This window comes from Gordonia jinhuaensis, from assembly GCF_014639795.1.
Taxonomy (GTDB): Bacteria; Actinomycetota; Actinomycetes; order Mycobacteriales; family Mycobacteriaceae; genus Gordonia_B; species Gordonia_B jinhuaensis.
This window is the reverse complement of record NZ_BMGC01000003.1, coordinates 138,520-158,006: the sequence shown is the minus strand read 5'-3', so window position 1 is coordinate 158,006 and position 19,487 is coordinate 138,520. Positions and strand designations below refer to the sequence as shown.

Sequence of the window (19,487 nt, the reverse complement as noted above, 5' to 3'; positions counted from 1 at the left end):
GCTCACCACTCCTCACGGTCGGTCAGGCCGAGCCGACGACGTGACTCTGCGTCGGGTCCGGCCATACTGGGTGCAGCGGGACGACCCAGTTCCGCGAGCCCGGGGATCGACCGCAGCCGCTCGCTGAGTCCGGATGTGCCGGTGACCGCCTGGATCTCGGCCGTCTTCTCGGCGACCTTGGCCGCAACCTTCGTCGCGGCAGCCTGCGTCGTCTCGGTGATCGTCACTGCCAGCTCGTCGGTGTCGAGCTTGTCGAAGGCGTCGTCATCGATCTCGGTCTTGATCACCACACCGGCGGCGTTGACCCAGATGGTCACCAGGCGGTCGCGCGACTGCGCCCACTCGGTGAACGCCTTCGCCTCGTTCGAGAGCCGGGTGACCTCCCGGATCTGATCGGCCAGAGTCGCCTGCAGTTGCTCGAAGTCGACCGCTGCGTGCGCCGATGTCATGGCCCCCCTCATTCCTCCGATGACCTTGCGGAAGGGATAGTAAGCATGTCAGCGGCACTCTTCCCATCTTCTTGTGGCCGCCGGCGGAGAAGTCCCAGGACGCGTGTCCCCCATGCGAGCGACACTGTCGTCCAGGTGACCGACACTGCGTTCGGCCCGGTCGATCCTGCGCCGACAGGAGTGCCATCATGTGTCACGAACACCGGTGCCGGGACTGACGAGTCCGCGCGACGCTTCTCGACGCTGCCGCCACCGCATGCCGACCGCAAAGGAGTCCCGTGGCTGTCCGATACGACGACAACGACGGTTACGACCGCGAGTACGACGAGTTCGGCGACGCCTACCGTGACTACGAGGACACCTACGCCGACGATCCGCAGTCGCCGGAGCAGGGCGGCTCCGATGCGGTGGCCGCCTCACTTCCCACGGTGGGCCACGCATCGTCGCCGAGTGGCGGGATCGTGGTGGCCACCACCGAACAGGGTCTGCCGACCAGCATCCGTCTCGAGCGCTCGGAGATGGACAAGCCGGCGCAGACCCTTGCCCGCGACATCCTGTCCCTGTGCCGACTTGCCGGCCGACGTGCGGCCGCCGCACGACGCGAGGAGATGATCGCCGCCGGGGTGGGATCGGAGGCGCTGTCATATCTCAACCTGCCGACCACCCGGGATGTCCTCGAAGAAGAGGCTCGCCTCGACGAGGACATGGGTGCCGACGAGCCGACGACCTGGATGAGGAGGGCGTGATGGACCGCGACACCACCGCCGCGCGCAGCGGATTCCCGCCGCCGGCTCCGATTCCCGCCGAACCGCCGATGCCGCCCGACATCGGCGTCACGATCGACGACCTGATGGCCGGGGCACGCCGCGCGCTCGACGCGATGCAGTCGGCCACCGAGAACATCGCCGGTATCTCGGCGAGTGCCACGTCGGAGGGCGGCGAGGTGAGCGTGACCGTGAGTGCGATCGGCGAGATGACCCACCTGCAGATATCCGATGCCGCGATGTCACTGGCCCCCGCGCAGCTCGCGGAGCTCGTGGTCTCGACGGCTCAGGTGGCCGCCGGGGAGGCCTTCGGCGCGATGGGCCAACAGATCACCGAACTCAACGAACGCCTCCACGAATGACATCGACTCGAGTGCTCAGCAGGCGATGGCGCCGAGCACGGCGTCGGTGAGCTCCCGACGGCAGATCACCAGATCGGGCAGATACACCTGCGCCTGGTTGTAGAGCAGCGGGGATCCGTCGATCCTGCTGCACCACAATCCCTTGGCCGCGCAGACCGACACCGGTGCGGCCGAATCCCACTCGTATTGCCCGCCGGCGTGGACGTAGGCGTCGGCTTCGCCGCGGACCACCGCCATGGCCTTGGCGCCCGCCGATCCCATGGCGAGCACCTCGCCGCCGATCGCCTCGGCGACCGCCGCAGAGAACTCCGGCGGACGTGACCCGCTGACCACCACGCGCGGCTTCGGTGAGGTCCGGGGCTCGGCGAGACCCGCGGTCGCCTCGACCGGATCGGCTGTACTGGTGTAGGTCACACCCAACGCCGGTAGCGAGACGGCACCGGCGGTCAGTCCCGACCCTTGCTCCCACAGCGCGACATGCACAGCCCAGTCGTCTCGCACACCGGTGCGGAACTCGCGGGTGCCATCGAGCGGGTCTACGATCCACACCCGGTCGGCATCGAGGCGGCTGCGATCGTCGGCCGATTCCTCCGAGAGCACCTTGTCGTCGGGGCGTTCGGCGGCGAGTCGGTCGAGGAGGAAGTCGTTGCTGCGCGCATCCCCTTCGTCACCGAGGGCATGATCGTTGAGGCCTGAGTCGGCCCGGATCCTCATCAGCAGCGCACCTGCCGCGGTGGCGAGCTCTCCGGCCAACCAGATGTCGTCGTCGACGCCGGTCATCATCACCCTCTTCTCCCCGAATCCACTGTGGATTCTCGATCCTCGAATGCGTTCTCGCCGAACGTGATCTACAGCCCGAGTTGTTCGATGATCTCCTCGGCCACCACCGCCGGGCCGCCGTCGCCAGGCACCACATGCACCTCGGGCTTCTCCGGGGCCTCATAGGGCGAGTCGATCCCGGTGAACGACCGGATCTCACCGCGGCGGGCACGGGCGTAGAGCCCCTTCACATCTCGTTGCTCGCACTGTTCGATCGGGGTGTCGACGAACACCTCGTAGAACGGTAGGCCCTGTTCGTCGTGGACCTCCCGCGCCCGTGCGCGTTCAGAGATGAACGGACTGATCAGCGACACCAGCACCACCGTGCCGGCGTCAGCCATCAATGCAGCCACTTCAGCTGTGCGCCTGATGTTCTCGCGACGGTCGTCGTCGGAGAAGCCGAGATCGGAGTTCAGTCCGTGGCGCAGGTTGTCGCCGTCCATCACATAGGCCGGACGTCCACGGGCCACCAGGGATCGCTCGATCTCGGCGGCGATGGTCGACTTACCCGACCCCGACAGACCCGTGAACCACACCGTGGCACCACGATGGGGACGGTCCTGTCTGGTCACCGACATCTGTTGCCACACAACGTTCGTGTCGTGGCTGACCGGTCCGGTCACCGTCGCGACCGCCAGCGTGCGCACGGTCGGGGACTCCTCGGCCAGCAGCGCGATGGTCCCGGTGAGGCGATTGTTGCGGTGCGAATCGACCACGACGGGGGCGTCGGCGTGGATGGTCACACGCCCCACCTCGCCTGCGCCTAGTCCCGATGCGACCCGGTCGCGATGCCGGGTGTCGGTGTCGAGTCGATATTTCAGGTCGCTGATGGTGGCAGGGGTGAGTCGGCCCGGGGTCGCGATCGTGACCCTTGTGCCGCGCCGCAACACCACTTCCTCGCCGTCCCCGCCGTCCCCACCGACCACCATCACCATCAGGTCGAGGTCGGTGGCGACATGCGGACGGTTACCGGGTCGCGCAATGACGTCGCCGGCGGCGACCGTCACGCCTGCGGGCAGGTCCACTTCGACGGCCATCGGCGAGAATGCTTCGGCCAGAGTCTCTTCGGAGCCCTGGACGCGACTCGGCGAGGTGAGCGCGCCGATCGTGGTGTGCTCGCCACCGGGGAGCACCACCACCTCGTCACCGGTCCGCAGCACACCACCGCTGATCGAGCCGAGAACAACCGATCGCTCACCCGCAGTGCCGGTGTACTGCACCGACAGCCGTCCGTCGATGAGGTTGCGATCGGAGGCGATGTGGATGTCGTCGAGATGGTCGAGCAGGATTCGCCCGCGGTACCACTCCATCGCCTCACACGGTCGGCGTACGCACTCCCCTGCCGCCTCGGAGACGGGAACGAAGGCCAGATCACCGAAACGCAGCCGCGAGGAGAACGACACCACATTGCGACGGATCTCTTCGAAACGGCTCTGAGAGAAGGACACCGACTCCATGCCGGTGACACACACCACCACATGCGGTACGCCGTACATCGACACCGCGAACGCGGCCCGGCGAAACAGGTCCCCGGTCGCAGAGCCTGCGGTCACATCAGAATCGGCGGGGAGCACCAGCAGCGCGACGTCGGCACGCGCGAGCGCGAGCGCGTCGTGGGGATCCATGTCGTCACCGGCACCGAGATCCCCGACCACGAGGTGTCGGCGTGGGGTATCGGCGAATCCGGTGCGTACCGCGGCGTTGCCGTCATCCTCGGCGCACAGGGCGGCCACCAGGTCGTTCACCGCCTGCCCCGGCGCACCGAGCGCGACCACCCGTACCAGCTCGGCCGAGCCGAATCGGTCGCCGTCCTGATCAGCGCCGTCGAGATAGCGCTGCAGGTCGGTGGTCGTCCAATTCCAGAACGGGTCGACCACGACAGCGCCCGGCCGGTTCCCCCGGGCGTCCGCGTCGGCGGTCTCGCGCAGCCAACCGGGGGCGGCGAGCGACCCGAATGCGCGGATGCACAGGCGGTCGAGCGCCGGTCGGCCGTGGGGTCCGTGCGCGCGGACCACCACGTCACCCGGCACGCAGGTCGCGGCGATCTGGCGCAGCAAGGCGATCGATTCGGCCTCGAGGGTGTCGCTTCGAGACAGGCGATATCCGTCTGGTCGCACGCACGTCCCCTCGGCGGTCTCTAGTGTCCGGTCGACTCTCATGATGCCCGCATCGGCGCTCTTCGCGCTCCACCGCGCCACAACGGCCTGTCCTTCGCTACCGTTGTGGAGCCTCGGGGGAAGGCGCGATCGTCGTCGCGTGCGCTCACACCTGCCCTCGTGGTGACCCGCTTGTCAGGAGACGATCCGGACCGGCTGGTCGGGATGGATGCGGAGCGACCGAAACTCCGGATCCATCTCAGCTCGGACGAACTCAACTCGGACGAGTCCACATTCGCATGAACACCGTATTCGCATGAACACCGTCGCATCAGGAGCACACATGACAACGTCGCTGAAAGAGGCCGTGGCCGACCCGGCCACCGCGGATGCCATCGCCAAGGATCTCGCGGGCGTGGTTGACGCGGAGGTGTCCGACAAGAAGGGTCTGTCGGGTACCGCGCTGCGTACCGCTTTCGGAGCGGCCAAGAAGGTCAAGCCGCAGCTCGTCGAGCGCGCCACCGCCACACTGCTGCCCGAGTTCGCCTCGGCACTCGACCCGCTGTGGTCGTCCAAACCCGAAGGCACATCCTTCGGAGCTCACCTGTCGGCCAACTCCGATGTGGCTTCCGACGCTCTGCTCTCGATCACCGATGCACAGTCACAGTCGGCTCCGCAGGCGCTGCAGAAGGTGTACGGGACGCTGCGCGGCAAAGCGAAAGACAATGTGATCGAAGCGCTTCCGCGTGTCGGGGATGTCTTCGACAAGCACGTGCACTGATACATCCACTGCACTGACAGTGCTCCACCCACTGCGCTGATGCGCCCGCGATCAACAAGCAGTCGTCGCGCGGGCGCATCGGTGCAGAATCACGATGGTGGAGACCCCTCTCCCCACCCGCGTCCGCACCGGTGCGGCGGCGGTCGCGGGTTATCCGGCCGTCACCGCGATGAGGACGAGCCCGGTCGACAGTGCGGCCAGCGAGGCCACCATCGCGAGCACACGCCAGACCCGTACCGGCGTACTCGCCGCGGGAGGTCCTGCGCCCTCGGTCGGCGTGTTGGTGTTGGTTGCGCCGGAGATGTCCATCTCGACTCACTTCCTTGTGGTCGTCATCTGCCTCTGCTCGGCAAGCTCATGACACCGAATCGCCCCCGACCGCAGGTGAAGACGCGGCCGGTCGCCGTGGTTCGAACCCCTGTCGGGGCGAGGCAGACCATCGTTGTCATGCGTGGCAAATGTGACACAAGTGACAGTTGATACGCTGAACTCTCTGTGCATGTCGGCATAACGATTGCGCAACACCCCGACCGCGATAGCGTTGAACCGTGGGAGCCCAGACGAACGTGAGCTCACAGACCCGGTGGCAGACGGCGTGGCTCATCACCGTCGTATGCCTTGCTCTGGCGCTCGTGGTGGCCTCGATGGCGGCACTGAACACCGCGCTGCCCGAGATCGCGCCCGAGATCGGCGCCACCTCCAACCAGATGACATGGCTGATCGACGGATACACGCTCACACTTGCAGCACTGCTGCTGCCCGCCGGCGCGATCGGTGATCGCTTCGGTCGTCGCGGGATCCTGATCGCCGGTCTGATCGTGTTCGCGGTGGCCTCGGTCCTTCCGGTGTGGATCACCGATCCGAATCTGATCATCGTCACCCGTTGTCTGGCCGGCGCGGCAGCCGCGTTCATCATGCCGGCCACCCTGTCGCTCACCTCATCCGGTGTTCCGACGTCGAAACGTCCACTGGCCGTGGCGATCTGGTCGGGAGTGGCCGGTGCGGGTGCGATCATAGGATTCTTCATCACCGGACTCCTGCTCGAATTCTTCGCCTGGCACTCGATTTTCATCACCTTCAGCGTCACGGCCGCGGTCATCGCACTGCTGTCGTTCACCATCGGCAGTTCGAAAGACCCGCATCCCAAGCGTTTCGATCTGCTCGGTTCGATCACAGTGCCGGTGGCGGTGGCACTGTTCGTCTACGGACTCGTCGAGGCACCACATCGCGGGTGGAACAACCCGCTGGTGATCGTGATGCTCGTACTCGGCGTGGTGCTCGGCGCCCTGTTCGTCCTCATCGAACTCCGCGTCACCGACCCGTTGCTCGACGTCCGGCTCTTCGGCAACCGCGCGTTCTCCGCCGGCGCATTGTCGGTGCTGTTGTCATTTCTCGCCTCGTTCGGCGGCTTCTACGTGCTACTGCAGGATCTGCAGCTGGTCTTCGGGTACTCGGCACTCAAGTCGGCGTTCGCCCTGGTACCGATGGTCGCGACGGTGATGGTGTTCTCACTGCTGTCCAACTGGTTTGCCGTGCGGTTCAGTCTGCGCACCGCGCTGGCTCTCGGCGCCTTCCTGATGGGGCTCGGGCTCGTGCTCATCGGGACCGTCGACTACACCACGTACTGGCCGTTGATGGGGATCCTCGTGGTGGTGGCCATCGGCATCGGTATCGCGGCTGCGCCGTCGACAACCGCAATCATGGTCAACACCCCCGAACGCAGCCACGGTGTCGGTTCGGCGGTCAACGACACTGCGCGCGAGCTCGGGGCGGCAGTGGGTATCGCGATCGCGGGCTCGATCGTGGCCGCCGGCTACACCAGCCGTGCACATGCCACCACCGACCTCGCCGAGCAGGGGTTGCACCGGCAGGCACAGGCCGCCGCGGCCGCGGGTAATCAGGACGCCGCATCGCAGATCGAATCGCTGATCCCCGGGGTCGGCGAGCACATTCACCGGTCATTCGCCGAAGCCGTTCAGGTGGCACATCAGATCAGCGCGCGATTGCCCGGCCCGCTCGGGCACGAGATCTTTGTCAGCGCCCAGAACGCCTTCATCGAACCGATGAACCAGGCGTGCATCACCCTCGGCTCGATCGTGATCTTCTCGGGTGCAGTGTTGGCGGTCCTCACCCCCGACCGCGTGGACGCCTCACGGCGCCCGGCCGGTGGAGACGATGCCGGCGAAGACGATGCCGGCGCAGGTGCTGCCGCCGGATCTCAGATCGAGGATCCAGACGCCCCCGGCGCCGATTCTGCTGAGCCCGACTCCCCTGGTGCGGTGGGTTCCGACAGCGACCGGTGATGGCAAAAATCGTCCCCCGCAGCGCCGCCAAGGGCAACATGCCCTCGCTTCGGCTCAGGGGGACGATTTTTGCCGCGACCGACCGGCGGTCGACTCAGTACCGGCTCAACCCGCGCACATTCTCGGCTCGGCGCATCGCCTCGTAGCCGTCGTTGATCTGGTCGAGGGTGTACTCGTGGGTGATCATCTCGTCGAGCTTGAGCTGGCCCTCCATGTAGAGACGCAGCAGATGCGGGATGTCGTAGCGGATGTTGGCGTTGCCGAACCAGGATCCGGTGAGCGTCTTGCGCATCGAGGTGAGGTCGAAGAGGTTCATCGCCACGTCGTTGTCGCGGGGATCGCCCACCGACACCTGCACGCATGTCCCGCCCTTGCCCACCAGACTCATCGCCGGCGCGATGAGAGCACCGTCGGCCACCGCCACCGTGATGATGACCTTGTCGGCCATCGTTCCCCAGGTCAGCTCGTTGAGCAGCGGCAGTGCCTCGTCGATACTGGCCGCGGTGTGGGTGGCGCCGAAGATCTTGGCCTGATCACGTTTGAACGGCGACGGATCCACGAGCACGACGTGGCGGGCACCGGCCAGTGCAGCGCCCTGCACCGCACCACAGCCCACACCACCCATCCCGAGGACCACGACGGTCTCGCCGGCTTCGACTCCGGCGGCATACGCCGACGAGCCCCACCCGGTGGTCACGCCGCAGCCCACCAGCGCGGCCTTCTCCAGCGGGATGTCGTTGGTGATCTTCACACACGATGCCTCGTTGACCACGGTGACCGGGGCGAAGGTTCCCAGCAGACACATGATCCCGGCGTCCTGACCGTTCACGTGGTGGCGCGCGGTGCCGTCGGAGATCTGCAGACCGGTCAGCAGATTCGCACCGAGATCGCAGATCGATGACTTGCCGCGGGCACATGACGGACAGCGACCGCAGGCCGGGATGAAGCCCAGACACACGTGATCGCCCACCTCCACGGTCTTCACACCGGGCCCGATCTGGGTGACGATGCCCGCACCCTCATGCCCACCGATGAACGGGTAGGTGCCCGAGGGCATGCTGCCGTCGCGGACATGCTCGTCGGAGTGGCACATGCCAGAGGCTGCCAGTTCGACCTTCACCTCGCCGTACTGGGGGTCGTCGAGTTCGAGCTCCTCGACCTGCCACGGGGTTCCGGGTTCGAATATGACTGCTGCGCGGGTCTTCATTGACTGCCTCTCCTCTGGGATGGGACTCGGCAGGCACACCCGCCGTTCCAGGGACATCCCGGTCACGTGATGCCCCTCATGATTATGGACGAAAGAGACCTGCGACACTCCTGCTTTGGCCATGGCAAGCAGCGGTGACGGCCGACTCCCAGGCTGGGGTCCTACTATTCGGCTCGATGGCCGACAACAACGCGCACCATGTCGCCGCCGGTGACACCGCAGACGACGACAAGCCGCAGAGCGCGGACGCGCTTCCCGACGAGGTCGCCGCAGAGACGGTGCCCGCACCGCCGGGTAAACGACCCACCACGCGCATCGCCGCGGTGTTCGCCTCGTTGGCGGTCCCCAACTACCGGCTCTACTTCGGCGGGCAGGCCATCTCGCTGATCGGCACCTGGATGCAGGCCACAGCACAGTCGTGGCTGGTGCTCACCCTCAGCAATTCGGCGACCATGCTCGGCGTGGTCGTCGCACTGCAGACCGTCCCGGTGCTGGTTCTCGGACCGTATGCGGGCGTGGTCGCCGACCGCGTCGATCGCCGCACGCTGATGATCGCCCTGCAGTCGATCATGGGTGTGCTCGCCGCGATCTTGGCTGCACTGACCTTGTCGGGAGTGATCGCGGTGTGGCAGATCGCGATCCTCGCGGTGGCGCTGGGCATCAACAACGCCTTCGAGAACCCGTCGCGCCAGGCGTTCATCCATCAGATCGTCGGCGAATCCCTCATCCGCAACGCGGTGACGCTGAACTCCGTGATGGTCAACGCCGCCCGGGCCATCGGTCCCGCGGTGGCAGGCGTTCTCCTCGCCGCCGTCGGGGCAGGCTGGTGTTTTGCGATCAACGCGGCGAGCTTCGTGGCGGTGGTGGTCTCATTGGTCGCGATGAACTCCGCGCAGATCATCTACGAGAAGCCCGTGGCTCGTGCGAAAGGCCAACTGCGCGAGGGACTCGTCTACGTGTCGCGCCGACCGGTGCTGTGGGCGCCACTGGTGATGATGGGACTCGTCGGCACGCTGGCCTACGAATTCCAGGTGTCGCTGCCGGCCGCGGCCAAGGAGTCCTTCGACGGCGGATCCACCGCATACGGATTCATGACCTCGGCGATGGGCGTCGGAGCGGTGGTCGGTGGCCTCATCGTCGCCGCCCGCGGGTCCACCGGACTCCGACCGCTCACGCTGGCTGCGCTCGGCTTCGGCATCACCATCGCGATCACCGCAGCAGCACCCTCGCTGGCCGTCGCGATCATCGCACTGTTCTTCGTCGGCTGGCTCAGCGTCACGTTCATGTCGACCGGAAATGCGACGCTGCAACTGAACTCGTCGCCGCAGATGCGCGGCCGGGTGATGTCGATGTGGTCGGTGGCATTCATGGGCACCACCCCGATCGGCGGTCCGATCGTCGGCGCCATCAGCGAGGCCTCCACACCGCGGGCAGGCCTGTGGGTCGGCACTGCGGCATGCCTTGCCGCCGTGGCGATCGGGGCGGGTGTCATGCGGGCGGGCCGAAGCGCCGGGAGCGGATCAACCGCATGACCGGCGGCATCGACCCGTCGATCAGAAGATGCGCGGAAGATCCGTCGAGACGCTGTCGGTGAATTCGGGATCCCTCTTCTCCAAGAACGACGTCACGCCCTCGGCGGCGTCGTCCATCGTGCCGCGATAGAAGATCCCCTTCGAATCGGCGGCGTGCGCCGCATACGGGCTGTCGGCACCCCCCATACGCCACATCAACTGTCGCGTCAGCGCCACCGAGACCGGTGCCGTGCCATCGGTGAGTTCCCGTGCGGCGGCGATCGCCTCGGCCAGCACCTGATCCTTGGGGACCACCTTCTGCACCAAACCGTGTTCGAACGCCTCTGCGGCGCTGACCATCTGACCGCCCATCGTCCAGCGCAACGCCGTCGGCAGCCCGACCAGTCGCGGCAGAAACCAGCTCGAGCACGCCTCGGGAACGATGCCGCGGCGGACGAACACGAACCCGAACCGTGCGTCGTCGGAGGCGATCCGCAGGTCGGCGGGCAAGGTCATGGTGACACCCACGCCGGCCGAGGGTCCGTTGACCGCGACCACCACGGGTTTGAGCGATTCGAAGATCCGCAACGACACCATCCCGCCGCCGTCGCGCGGCACCTCACCGGGGGCACCGGTGCGCAGTTCGAAGGTGCTCGACCCGCCGCTGAGATCGGCACCCGCACAGAAGGCGCGGCCCGACCCGGTGATGACCACCGCTCGCACCGAATCGTCGGCGTCGGTGTCGTCGAGTGCGGCACGGATGGCCGAGCCCATCTCGGCGGTGAAGGCGTTGAGACGCTGCGGGCGATTGAGCGTGATGACGGCGATCTCGTTGTCACGGTGGCACACCACCGGTGCGGTGTCGGTGGTCTCGGCAATGGCGGTCATCCTCGCGACGCTACCCGGGCGCACAGCGCACAAGGGCCGCAACCGTGAAAACGGTTGCGGCCCTTGTGTCTAGAGAACCTCAGCGGGGTGATCGCCGACTCGGACTCACTCCGAGTCGCTGGCTCCTGCGGTCAGCTCGGCGGGAGCGTCGGGAACGGCTGCGGGCTTCGGCTCACCCTTGAAGGTGAACTTCGCATCCTCACCGGCTCCTTCGCCATCCCAGTTCTCGACGTCGACAAGGACGATCTGTCCCGGACCGACCTCGTTGAACAGGATCTTCTCCGAGAGCTGATCCTCGATCTCACGCTGGATCGTGCGACGCAGCGGTCGCGCGCCGAGCACCGGGTCGAAGCCGCGCTTGGCCAGCAACGACTTGGCCTTCTCGGTGAGCTCGATATCCATGTCCTTGTTCTTCAACTGCGTCTCCACGCGGCCGATCATGAGGTCGACCATCTGGATGATCTCGCCCTGCGTCAGCTGGTGGAACACGATGACGTCATCGATACGGTTGAGGAACTCGGGCCGGAAGTGCTTCTTCAGCTCGTCGTTGACCTTGAGCTTCATCCGCTCGTAGTTGCTCTGGCTGCCATCTCCGGAGGAGAAGCCCAGACCGACCGCCTTGGAGATGTCGGATGTACCGAGGTTCGAGGTGAAGATCAGCACGGTGTTCTTGAAGTCGACCGTGCGACCCTGACCGTCGGTGAGTCGTCCGTCCTCGAGGACCTGCAACAGGGTGTTGTAGATCTCCGAGTGGGCCTTCTCGATCTCGTCGAACAGCACCACGGAGAACGGCTTGCGGCGCACCTTCTCGGTGAGCTGACCGCCCTCTTCGTAGCCGACGTATCCCGGAGGGGCACCGAACAGACGCGACGCGGTGAAGCGATCGTGGAACTCACCCATGTCGATCTGGATGAGCGCGTCGTCCTCGCCGAACAGGAAGTTCGCCAGCGCCTTGGACAGCTCGGTCTTACCGACGCCGGACGGGCCGGCGAAGATGAACGAGCCCGACGGGCGCTTGGGGTCCTTCAGACCGGCGCGCGTACGGCGGATCGCCTTGGAGACGGCCTTGACCGCATCCTCCTGGCCGATGATCCGCTTGTGCAGCTCGTCTTCCATGCGCAGGAGACGGGTGGTCTCCTCCTCGGTGAGCTTGAACACGGGGATACCGGTCCAGTTGCCCAGGACCTCGGCGATCTGCTCATCGTCGACGGTGGCCACGACGTCCATGTCGCCGTTACGCCACTGCTTCTCCCGCTCGGCGCGCTGGGCGACGAGTTGCTTCTCCTTGTCGCGCAGACTCGCGGCCTTCTCGAAGTCCTGCGCGTCGATGGCGCTTTCCTTCTCCTTGCGCGCCTCGGAGATCTTCTCGTCGAAGTCGCGCAGGTCTGGCGGAGCGGTCATCCGGCGGATGCGCATCCGCGCGCCCGCCTCGTCGATGAGGTCGATCGCCTTGTCGGGCAGGAACCGGTCGTTGATGTAGCGATCGGCCAGCGTCGCCGCGGCGACGAGTGCGCCGTCGGTGATCGACACCCGGTGATGCGTCTCGTACCGGTCGCGCAGACCCTTGAGGATCTCGATGGTGTGCTCCACCGACGGCTCGCCGACCTGGACCGGCTGGAAGCGACGCTCGAGTGCGGCGTCCTTCTCGATGTACTTGCGGTACTCGTCGAGGGTGGTCGCACCGATAGTCTGCAGCTCACCGCGGGCGAGCTTCGGCTTGAGGATGCTCGCGGCGTCGATGGCACCCTCGGCGGCACCTGCGCCGACGAGCGTGTGCAGCTCGTCGATGAACAGGATGATGTCGCCGCGAGTGTTGATCTCCTTGAGCACCTTCTTCAGGCGCTCCTCGAAGTCACCGCGGTAGCGGCTGCCCGCGACCAGCGATCCGAGGTCGAGGGTGTAGAGCTGCTTGTCCTTGAGTGTCTCGGGCACCTCGCCGTTGACGATGGCCTGCGCGAGACCCTCGACCACGGCGGTCTTGCCGACGCCGGGCTCACCGATCAGAACGGGGTTGTTCTTCGTGCGGCGGCTCAGCACCTGCATGACCCGCTCGATCTCCTTGGCCCGGCCGATGACCGGGTCGAGTTTGCCGTCGGCGGCTGCAGCGGTCAGGTTTCTGCCGAACTGGTCGAGGACCAGTGACGTCGACGGGGTGCCCGACTCGTTGGCGCGACCACCGGTGCCGGCCTCCTGGGGCTCCTTGCCCTGGTAGCCCGAGAGCAGCTGGATGACCTGCTGACGCACGCGGTTGAGGTCGGCCCCGAGCTTGACGAGGACCTGTGCGGCGACGCCCTCACCCTCGCGGATGAGGCCGAGCAGGATGTGCTCGGTACCGATGTAGTTGTGGCCGAGCTGCAGTGCCTCACGCAGCGACAGCTCGAGCACCTTCTTGGCACGCGGGGTGAACGGGATGTGGCCGGACGGGGCCTGCTGACCCTGTCCGATGATCTCCTCGACCTGGCTGCGGACGCCCTCGAGCGAGATCCCGAGGGACTCGAGTGACTTGGCCGCGACACCCTCACCCTCGTGGATGAGGCCGAGGAGGATGTGCTCGGTGCCGATGTAGTTGTGGTTGAGCATGCGCGCTTCTTCTTGCGCGAGCACGACAACTCTCCTGGCGCGGTCGGTGAACCGTTCGAACATTGTTCTCCTCTGGGACGTTTACCGCTCCACTGCCGTGAGGTGAAATGGATACAGATCACCTACGCAGCAGCCTTACCCACACTCTAGTGGGCTGTCATCGGCGACACTCAAGATGCGCCACCACAGATGTGCGCAATCGGGCGCTTCGCCGACGGAGTCCCTTACACAACGCGCAGGTGGGGCGGATGTTTCCGCACCGAGTACGCCCACAGCGAACGAGGCGGGCGATTTCGGCTCCATGCGGGCTGTATACCGAGATGACCGGCATGATTCAGCCGAACATCCGACACCGGCGGCAACGACGGGCGCAGAACCGACGCGCAGAGATCTCGCGGAGATCTGCCGTCGGATTCCGGGCGTCCGAAACGATGATGAGTGTGTGAGCGCAGGACACACCGGCCCCCGGGCCCTCCTGGAGGTCTACGACGAAGCGCTGCCCGCGGTGTACGGATACGTCTTCCGCAGGTGCGTCGATCGTCGCGTGGCCGAGGACGTGACGTCCGAGGTCTTCCTCGCGGCGATGGACGGAGTCCGCCGCGACACCTCGGTGGTGCCGACCACGCCCTGGCTGATCGGCATCGCACGACACAAGCTCGCCGACCACTGGCGGCGTGTGCAACGCACCCCCGAGCCGGTATCCGAATTGCCCGAGGCGGCCGACGACGACTGGGACGCGCACCTGGACAGGATGCTCGCCCACGCGACGTTGGCGCGGCTGACGCCGGTCAACCGCGCGGCACTGACGCTGCGCTACGTCGACGATCTGACCGTCGCCGACTGCGCGGATGTGCCGGGCCGCACCGTCGGGGCCACCGAGGCTCTGCTCACACGGGCGAAGCGCGAATTCCGCAACACCTACCCGCAGACCGCGTCGGCGGAAGGAGGTCACGCATGAGCGGCAACGACACTCCCCCACCGCTTCCGGACGGCACCGGCAATCCGCTGCGTGTCCTGCGCGCCGCCGACATGCCGGACTGGAGCCAACCGTTCGAGCCCGACCCGCGATTCGCCGACGCACTGCGCGAGCGGCTGATCCGCGGGCTGACACTGCCGACAGGAGTGGACATGAACACATCCGAACTGACCAGGTCGCTCACGGATACGACCGTCGAACGTCCAGGAGCGCTGCCCTACCTGACGGTCGGGGATGTGGCCGCCGCACTCGACTGGTACGTCGAGAACCTCGGTGCCCGCCTGCGCGGCGCGCCGATCACCATGCCCGACGGGCGGATCGGACATGCCGAACTCGAGATCGGGGGCGGAGCAATCTACCTCGCCGCCGAATTCCCGGACATGGGACTACGCGCGCCCACGCCCGGGGCGGTATCGGTGAGTCTGATGCTGTCGGTCGACGACGCCGATGCGGCGGCACGTCGGGCGGAGGCGGGCGGCGCGACACTCACCCGCGCGCCCTACGACGCCCACGGCACACGCACCGCGACCATCGTCGACCCGTTCGGGCATCGCTGGTTGCTGACCGGACCGGCACCCGCAGACCCGCACGGCACCGACGATCCCCTCCGTCCCGGCGACATCGGCTTCCTGTCGGTCAACACCCACGACGCCGCGCGGGCGCGAGCCTTCTTCCACGCCGTGCTCGGCTGGGAGTTCGCCTCCGACGGCCGGCACGTCAGCTCGCTGAACCATCCGGTCGTGGTCGTCGAGACGACCGGTCCGGCGACGATGTTCTGCGGCTATGCCGTCGACGACATCGACTCCGCGTGCGAGCGCATCGAATCCGCCGGCGGCCGGATCACCGCCGTCCCCTATGAGCACAACGGCCGGATGACGGCCGACGCGGTCGACGACGCCGGGGTGGAGTTCGCGATCTACGTCGCGTCGCCAGAGGAGCCTCGCCCTGACCAGTACCCGCGCGCGGACGGCGACATGTCGTATCTGACGATGCACACCCGCGACAGTGCGCGCTATCGCGCGTTCTACGGCTCAGTGCTCGGGTGGCGGTTCGCCGCCGGTCGCATGGCCGACGGCTGGGAGGCCGACGGACCTCACCCCCAGATCGGGGTCGCGGGGGGCGCTGATGGCGAGTCGGCCGTTCCGATGTGGAACACACCCGACATCGCCGACGCCGTCGCGCGGGTGCGGGCAGCCGGTGGCCGGGTGATCACCGAACCGGAGCGTCAGGCATACGGGCTGATGGCACTGTGCGCCGACGACCAGGGTATGCAGTTCTATCTCGGCGAATTATTCTGACGGACAGAGCATTTCGTCATTGAACGGAGCTTTGTTCACTGGCAATACCGAGCCGACAAGAGGCCTGGCGAGCGACATTGTCATTCGATCGGATGAACTCGCCACACCGGCTTGTATCGAACTGAAGTTCGAGTAGTCTTGTTGTCATGGCCCCGATGCGGTCCTCGATCCCGAGACCACCAGCAGCTCCTCAGACGGGGAGTTGCTGACACGGATGCGCGAGATCATCACGGTGATCAACACGGCATTCTTCGTGATGGTCGAATGCATACGCGAGGCCGAGCAACGTCGATGGGCACGGAAGCGCGGCGATCGACTCACCACCGCGTTGACAAACCTGGGCATGGCACCGGCAGTCGCCGCACATGTAGTCCAGCTGGCATCGCGGTGGACGCTCTTGAGCAAGAGCGTGAATTACTTTCGCGAGGGATGGCTGTCGCTGGAGCACGTCTCACGATCCGGGACACGGCCCTGTCGATCAGCAACGAACGTGACAGCGCAGGACCACACGGTGGCATACCGGTCAACGAAGACACCTCGTTGAATTGCCTGCGCGTGAACAACAGCAGCGAACACGGCAGAGTTCTCATCCGTGCAGATCTGGATGTGGTGACCGGCGCACGGGTGGCCGAACGGCTGGCATGTGACGCGGTCATCCAGCTCGCCGGCCTCGACGGCAGCGGTGTGCCGCTCGCACTCGGCCGCCGGCAGCGATTGTTCTCCGAGCACCAACGAAAAGCATTGCTGCTCCGCGACAAAGGCTGCATCGAGTGCGGTGACCAGCGCCCGTGGGTTCATGCCCATCACTGATGACACTCGGCAACGCCGCCTGACCGACGATCACAAACGTGGCACGGAACAGCCTGCGCCACTTGTCCTTTGAGAACTCCACAGTGAAACAGGTTCGCCAGAGCCGTCTGGGCCGGGACACACCCGCCCCGGCCCAGACGGCTACTGGTCGGCGACGCGCTCGGAGTGTGCGTGTGCGGAGTGTGCGTGTGCCGCGTCGTAACGCTCGCGTGCCGACTCGACCTGCGGCAGCGAACTCTCGGTGAGTTCGATCAACGCACCGACGCGCTCGGCCATCGCGCGGCCGAGGTCGGTCAGCGAGTATTCGACCCGCGGCGGAATCGATTGGAGAACCGTGCGCGTGACAAAACCGTCCCGTTCGAGTCGCTGCAACGTGTGCGAGAGCATCCGCTCGCTGACGCCGTCCACGCGGCGACGCAGCGCATTGAACCGGAAATCCCCCTCGGCGAGGGCGCCGAGGGCAAGCATCGACCATCGGCCGGTCAGATCCAGGAGCACATCGCGCGAGGAGCAGGCGCGCGAGAAGACGTCTGCCTCCAGGCTCGGATCAGGAACGGGCGTGCTCATCGGCCCGATTCTACCCACGTGCGGCGCATGCACATCCCATCACCGGTGGACTGCACGGACTGAGTGTGCATGCAGAAAAGTAAGTGCTAACTTTGAGTGGTTCCCGGCTCGAGGCTGGAATCATCGGAACTGGATCGAAGCGACCTTCATCGAAAGGACAGCCCATGACCGTCTATGGAGTGACCGGAGCGACCGGCCACCTCGGCACCTTCGTCATCACCGGCCTGCTCGCCGCCGGCGTGGAACCCGGTGACATCGTCGCCGTGGCCCGCAGCAGCAGCAAGGCCCGAGATCTGATCGACCGTGGGGTGACCGTGCGTATCGCCGACTACGAGACCCCGGAGGCATTGGCGGACGCATTCGCCGGGGTCGAGCGATTGGTGATGATCTCAGGCTCGGAGGTGGGCGCACGCGCCCAGCAGCATGCGAACGTGGTCGACGCGGCAGTGGCCGCCGGCGTCGGGCTCATCGCCTACACCAGTCTCCTCAATGCCGACACCTCGAAGATCAACCTGGCCGAGGAACACCGGTTCACCGAGAAGTACATCAAGGACTCCGGTATCGACCACATCTTCCTCCGTAACGGCTGGTATTCGGAGAATTACGCCGGCTCGTATGCCGGAGCGGTGCAGTCGGGCACCCTCTACGGCTGCGCCGGAGAAGGCAAGATCGCACCGGCGTCACGCGAGAACTACGCGCTCGCCGCGGCCATCGCGGTGACCAAGCCCGAGCCGGGCCGCATCTACGAGCTGGCCGGATCCGAACACCTCACCCTCACCGATGTGGCCAAGGCATTCACCGATGTCGCGAAGTCCACCGGTGAGAACGTCGGCGAGATCTCGTATGTGGACCTCGGATTCAACGGCTACCACGACGCACTGGCCAAGGCTCAGGTCCCCGAACCGCTGCGCACCTTCCTGCCCGACTGGGACGCCGGGATCGAACGCGGCGATCTCGATTCGGATTCGCGCGACCTGCAGGATCTGCTCGGAACCGAGAGCACACCGTTCGAGCAGACGCTGGCCAAAGAGGTCTGACGGGTTGGCCCGGGAAGCACCCGGGCCAACCCGCTCACCCGGGCAATCCCGGTGCCACCGGAACACATCTCACGGCGCGGGGATGCTCGGGGTCGAGTGCGTTGAGTACGAAACCGGCGGTGCGTGGTGAGGCGACCAGTGACAGGTGGTCGGAGCGGTCAACCGCGCAACCGTCCTGCACCACGATGTTGGTGGTGGCCGGCCCGGGTACGTTCCCGTCGGTCCACGGGACCACGATGCCGTCGTGACGGGACATGATGTTGGTGTAGACAACCCCCGGAACATAAGGCGTACCACCGGCATTGATCGCGCGCATGAACGGTGAGCCGTACTGCTCCTCGTTGCATTCCGGATACGGCCAGAGGGTTGCCGGGTCGCCGCCGAGGCGCGCGATCGCGGCCACGGCCTCGTTGCAACCGCTGGAATCCTGGCCCTTCCAGTAGGGCGCGATCGACACGTAGCGATCGACCTTCGTCGCCCCGCCCAGATATTTCACCCAGTAGTTCGGCATCAGCGTGCCCTCGGAATGCCCGACGATATCGACCTGATGCGCACCGGTGTGTGCGAGCACACCGTCGACGAAGCGGGCCAGCTGGTGGGCGCTGTCGCGCATCGAGATGAAGCCGCCGAGTGCGCTGATCGGCCACGAGGTACCCGGTAGCGCACCGTAGGTGAGCGCGTACACGCAGTACCCCGCGTTGTGCAGCACCGGGCCCAGTGTGGCCCAATTGGTCTGACGGTTCCCACCCGTACCGTGCACCAGCACAACAGGGTTGGGATGCTGAGTACTCGGTCGGCAATTCGGGTCGTTGGTGCCCGGCGCCGAGCCGCCGGGGTGGGCGAGTTCATCACGCGCACCGGCGAAGAAGTCGTAGGTCACCGGCAGCGGCGCCTCGCGTGCCTGCGCAGGTGCGCCACCGACCACCGCTGCCAGCACAGCCACCGACGCCGTGATCGCCGCAACGGCCGTCCGCCGCGCCACACGAGATACCCTGATCGCCACATCACCGACACTAAACTCCCTCCCCGGTCGGTGTCT

At 66.3% G+C, this 19,487-nt stretch carries 18 protein-coding genes; 9 read left to right on the top strand and 9 right to left on the bottom strand.

The window, feature by feature from the left end:
• Positions 1-2: 2 nt before the first annotated feature.
• On the bottom strand, positions 3-449 hold the full coding sequence (locus tag IEW22_RS03355) for a YbaB/EbfC family nucleoid-associated protein (protein WP_188585170.1): 447 nt from the start codon (positions 447-449) through the stop codon (positions 3-5).
• Positions 450-727: 278 nt separating this feature from the next.
• Between IEW22_RS03355 and IEW22_RS03350 the strand changes: the two genes are divergently transcribed.
• Together IEW22_RS03350 and IEW22_RS03345 are read left to right on the top strand one after the other, a co-directional pair.
• On the top strand, positions 728-1,195 hold the full coding sequence (locus IEW22_RS03350; RefSeq protein ID WP_188585169.1) for a hypothetical protein: 468 nt from the start codon (positions 728-730) through the stop codon (positions 1,193-1,195).
• Positions 1,195-1,575, top strand: a complete 381-nt coding sequence (locus IEW22_RS03345; RefSeq protein WP_188585168.1) for a YbaB/EbfC family nucleoid-associated protein — start codon at positions 1,195-1,197, stop codon at positions 1,573-1,575. The genes IEW22_RS03350 and IEW22_RS03345 overlap by 1 nt, the downstream gene beginning before the upstream one ends.
• Positions 1,576-1,590: 15 nt before the next feature.
• On the opposite strand, the gene IEW22_RS03340 is transcribed toward IEW22_RS03345, so the two are convergent.
• On the bottom strand, positions 1,591-2,358 hold the full coding sequence (locus IEW22_RS03340; RefSeq protein WP_188585258.1) for a 3'(2'),5'-bisphosphate nucleotidase CysQ: 768 nt from the start codon (positions 2,356-2,358) through the stop codon (positions 1,591-1,593).
• 65 nt (positions 2,359-2,423) lie between these two features.
• Complete coding sequence (gene cysC, locus IEW22_RS03335; RefSeq protein ID WP_188585167.1) at positions 2,424-4,511, bottom strand: adenylyl-sulfate kinase; 2,088 nt, start codon at positions 4,509-4,511, stop codon at positions 2,424-2,426.
• Between the two features lie 322 nt (positions 4,512-4,833).
• Between cysC and IEW22_RS03330 the strand changes: the two genes are divergently transcribed.
• Positions 4,834-5,271 carry a DUF6918 family protein gene (locus IEW22_RS03330; protein ID WP_188585166.1) on the top strand — a complete coding sequence of 146 codons (438 nt, stop codon included), beginning with the start codon at positions 4,834-4,836 and terminating at the stop codon, positions 5,269-5,271.
• A gap of 150 nt (positions 5,272-5,421) precedes the next feature.
• On the opposite strand, the gene IEW22_RS03325 is transcribed toward IEW22_RS03330, so the two are convergent.
• On the bottom strand, positions 5,422-5,580 hold the full coding sequence (locus tag IEW22_RS03325) for a hypothetical protein (RefSeq protein ID WP_188585165.1): 159 nt from the start codon (positions 5,578-5,580) through the stop codon (positions 5,422-5,424).
• Positions 5,581-5,819: 239 nt separating this feature from the next.
• Here IEW22_RS03325 and IEW22_RS03320 point away from each other — a divergent pair, with 239 nt between their 5' ends.
• Positions 5,820-7,574 (top strand): MFS transporter, encoded by a 1,755-nt coding sequence (locus IEW22_RS03320; protein ID WP_229742131.1) that lies wholly within the window; start codon positions 5,820-5,822, stop codon positions 7,572-7,574.
• Positions 7,575-7,668: 94 nt separating this feature from the next.
• Here the strand turns inward: IEW22_RS03320 and IEW22_RS03315 are convergent, their stop codons facing one another.
• Positions 7,669-8,781 (bottom strand): NDMA-dependent alcohol dehydrogenase, encoded by a 1,113-nt coding sequence (locus IEW22_RS03315; protein ID WP_188585164.1) that lies wholly within the window; start codon positions 8,779-8,781, stop codon positions 7,669-7,671.
• Positions 8,782-8,957: 176 nt separating this feature from the next.
• Between IEW22_RS03315 and IEW22_RS03310 the strand changes: the two genes are divergently transcribed.
• Positions 8,958-10,313, top strand: coding sequence for an MFS transporter (locus IEW22_RS03310; protein ID WP_188585163.1), 1,356 nt, complete (start codon positions 8,958-8,960; stop codon positions 10,311-10,313).
• A 21-nt stretch (positions 10,314-10,334) separates the two neighbouring features.
• Here IEW22_RS03310 and IEW22_RS03305 read toward each other — a convergent pair whose 3' ends face one another.
• Together IEW22_RS03305 and IEW22_RS03300 are read right to left on the bottom strand one after the other, a co-directional pair.
• Complete coding sequence (locus IEW22_RS03305) at positions 10,335-11,180, bottom strand: enoyl-CoA hydratase-related protein (protein WP_188585162.1); 846 nt, start codon at positions 11,178-11,180, stop codon at positions 10,335-10,337.
• 105 nt (positions 11,181-11,285) lie between these two features.
• Entirely contained in the window at positions 11,286-13,823 is a 2,538-nt protein-coding gene (locus IEW22_RS03300) for an ATP-dependent Clp protease ATP-binding subunit (protein WP_188585161.1), read from the bottom strand.
• A gap of 379 nt (positions 13,824-14,202) precedes the next feature.
• Here IEW22_RS03300 and IEW22_RS03295 point away from each other — a divergent pair, with 379 nt between their 5' ends.
• The 3 genes from IEW22_RS03295 (at position 14,203) to IEW22_RS03285 (ending at position 16,844) form a co-directional block, all read left to right on the top strand.
• Positions 14,203-14,718 (top strand): RNA polymerase sigma factor, encoded by a 516-nt coding sequence (locus tag IEW22_RS03295; RefSeq protein ID WP_188585160.1) that lies wholly within the window; start codon positions 14,203-14,205, stop codon positions 14,716-14,718.
• Positions 14,715-16,034: a VOC family protein gene (locus IEW22_RS03290; protein ID WP_188585159.1), complete on the top strand. Its 1,320-nt coding sequence runs from the start codon at positions 14,715-14,717 to the stop codon at positions 16,032-16,034. Before IEW22_RS03295 ends, IEW22_RS03290 begins: the two co-directional genes overlap by 4 nt.
• A gap of 429 nt (positions 16,035-16,463) precedes the next feature.
• Positions 16,464-16,844 carry a hypothetical protein gene (locus IEW22_RS03285; RefSeq protein ID WP_188585158.1) on the top strand — a complete coding sequence of 127 codons (381 nt, stop codon included), beginning with the start codon at positions 16,464-16,466 and terminating at the stop codon, positions 16,842-16,844.
• Between the two features lie 141 nt (positions 16,845-16,985).
• Here the strand turns inward: IEW22_RS03285 and IEW22_RS03280 are convergent, their stop codons facing one another.
• Positions 16,986-17,411: a winged helix-turn-helix transcriptional regulator gene (locus IEW22_RS03280; protein WP_188585157.1), complete on the bottom strand. Its 426-nt coding sequence runs from the start codon at positions 17,409-17,411 to the stop codon at positions 16,986-16,988.
• A gap of 164 nt (positions 17,412-17,575) precedes the next feature.
• Here IEW22_RS03280 and IEW22_RS03275 point away from each other — a divergent pair, with 164 nt between their 5' ends.
• Positions 17,576-18,448, top strand: a complete 873-nt coding sequence (locus tag IEW22_RS03275) for an NAD(P)H-binding protein (RefSeq protein WP_188585156.1) — start codon at positions 17,576-17,578, stop codon at positions 18,446-18,448.
• Positions 18,449-18,482: 34 nt separating this feature from the next.
• Here the strand turns inward: IEW22_RS03275 and IEW22_RS03270 are convergent, their stop codons facing one another.
• Positions 18,483-19,451 carry an esterase/lipase family protein gene (locus IEW22_RS03270; RefSeq protein ID WP_373284123.1) on the bottom strand — a complete coding sequence of 323 codons (969 nt, stop codon included), beginning with the start codon at positions 19,449-19,451 and terminating at the stop codon, positions 18,483-18,485.
• Positions 19,452-19,487: the final 36 nt, after the last annotated feature.

Excerpts from the sequence above, each read along its gene's own strand:
- IEW22_RS03355 (WP_188585170.1), bottom strand. The coding sequence starts at position 449 with ATGACATCGGCGCACGCAGCGGTCGACTTCGAGCAACTGCAGGCGACT.
- IEW22_RS03345 (WP_188585168.1), top strand. The coding sequence starts at position 1,195 with ATGGACCGCGACACCACCGCCGCGCGCAGCGGATTCCCGCCGCCGGCT.
- IEW22_RS03340 (WP_188585258.1), bottom strand. The coding sequence starts at position 2,358 with ATGATGACCGGCGTCGACGACGACATCTGGTTGGCCGGAGAGCTCGCC.
- IEW22_RS03330 (WP_188585166.1), top strand. The coding sequence starts at position 4,834 with ATGACAACGTCGCTGAAAGAGGCCGTGGCCGACCCGGCCACCGCGGAT.
- IEW22_RS03325 (WP_188585165.1), bottom strand. The coding sequence starts at position 5,580 with ATGGACATCTCCGGCGCAACCAACACCAACACGCCGACCGAGGGCGCA.
- IEW22_RS03315 (WP_188585164.1), bottom strand. The coding sequence starts at position 8,781 with ATGAAGACCCGCGCAGCAGTCATATTCGAACCCGGAACCCCGTGGCAG.
- IEW22_RS03310 (WP_188585163.1), top strand. The coding sequence starts at position 8,958 with ATGGCCGACAACAACGCGCACCATGTCGCCGCCGGTGACACCGCAGAC.
- IEW22_RS03305 (WP_188585162.1), bottom strand. The coding sequence starts at position 11,180 with ATGACCGCCATTGCCGAGACCACCGACACCGCACCGGTGGTGTGCCAC.
- IEW22_RS03300 (WP_188585161.1), bottom strand. The coding sequence starts at position 13,823 with ATGTTCGAACGGTTCACCGACCGCGCCAGGAGAGTTGTCGTGCTCGCG.
- IEW22_RS03290 (WP_188585159.1), top strand. The coding sequence starts at position 14,715 with ATGAGCGGCAACGACACTCCCCCACCGCTTCCGGACGGCACCGGCAAT.
- IEW22_RS03285 (WP_188585158.1), top strand. The coding sequence starts at position 16,464 with ATGGCTGTCGCTGGAGCACGTCTCACGATCCGGGACACGGCCCTGTCG.
- IEW22_RS03280 (WP_188585157.1), bottom strand. The coding sequence starts at position 17,411 with ATGAGCACGCCCGTTCCTGATCCGAGCCTGGAGGCAGACGTCTTCTCG.
- IEW22_RS03275 (WP_188585156.1), top strand. The coding sequence starts at position 17,576 with ATGACCGTCTATGGAGTGACCGGAGCGACCGGCCACCTCGGCACCTTC.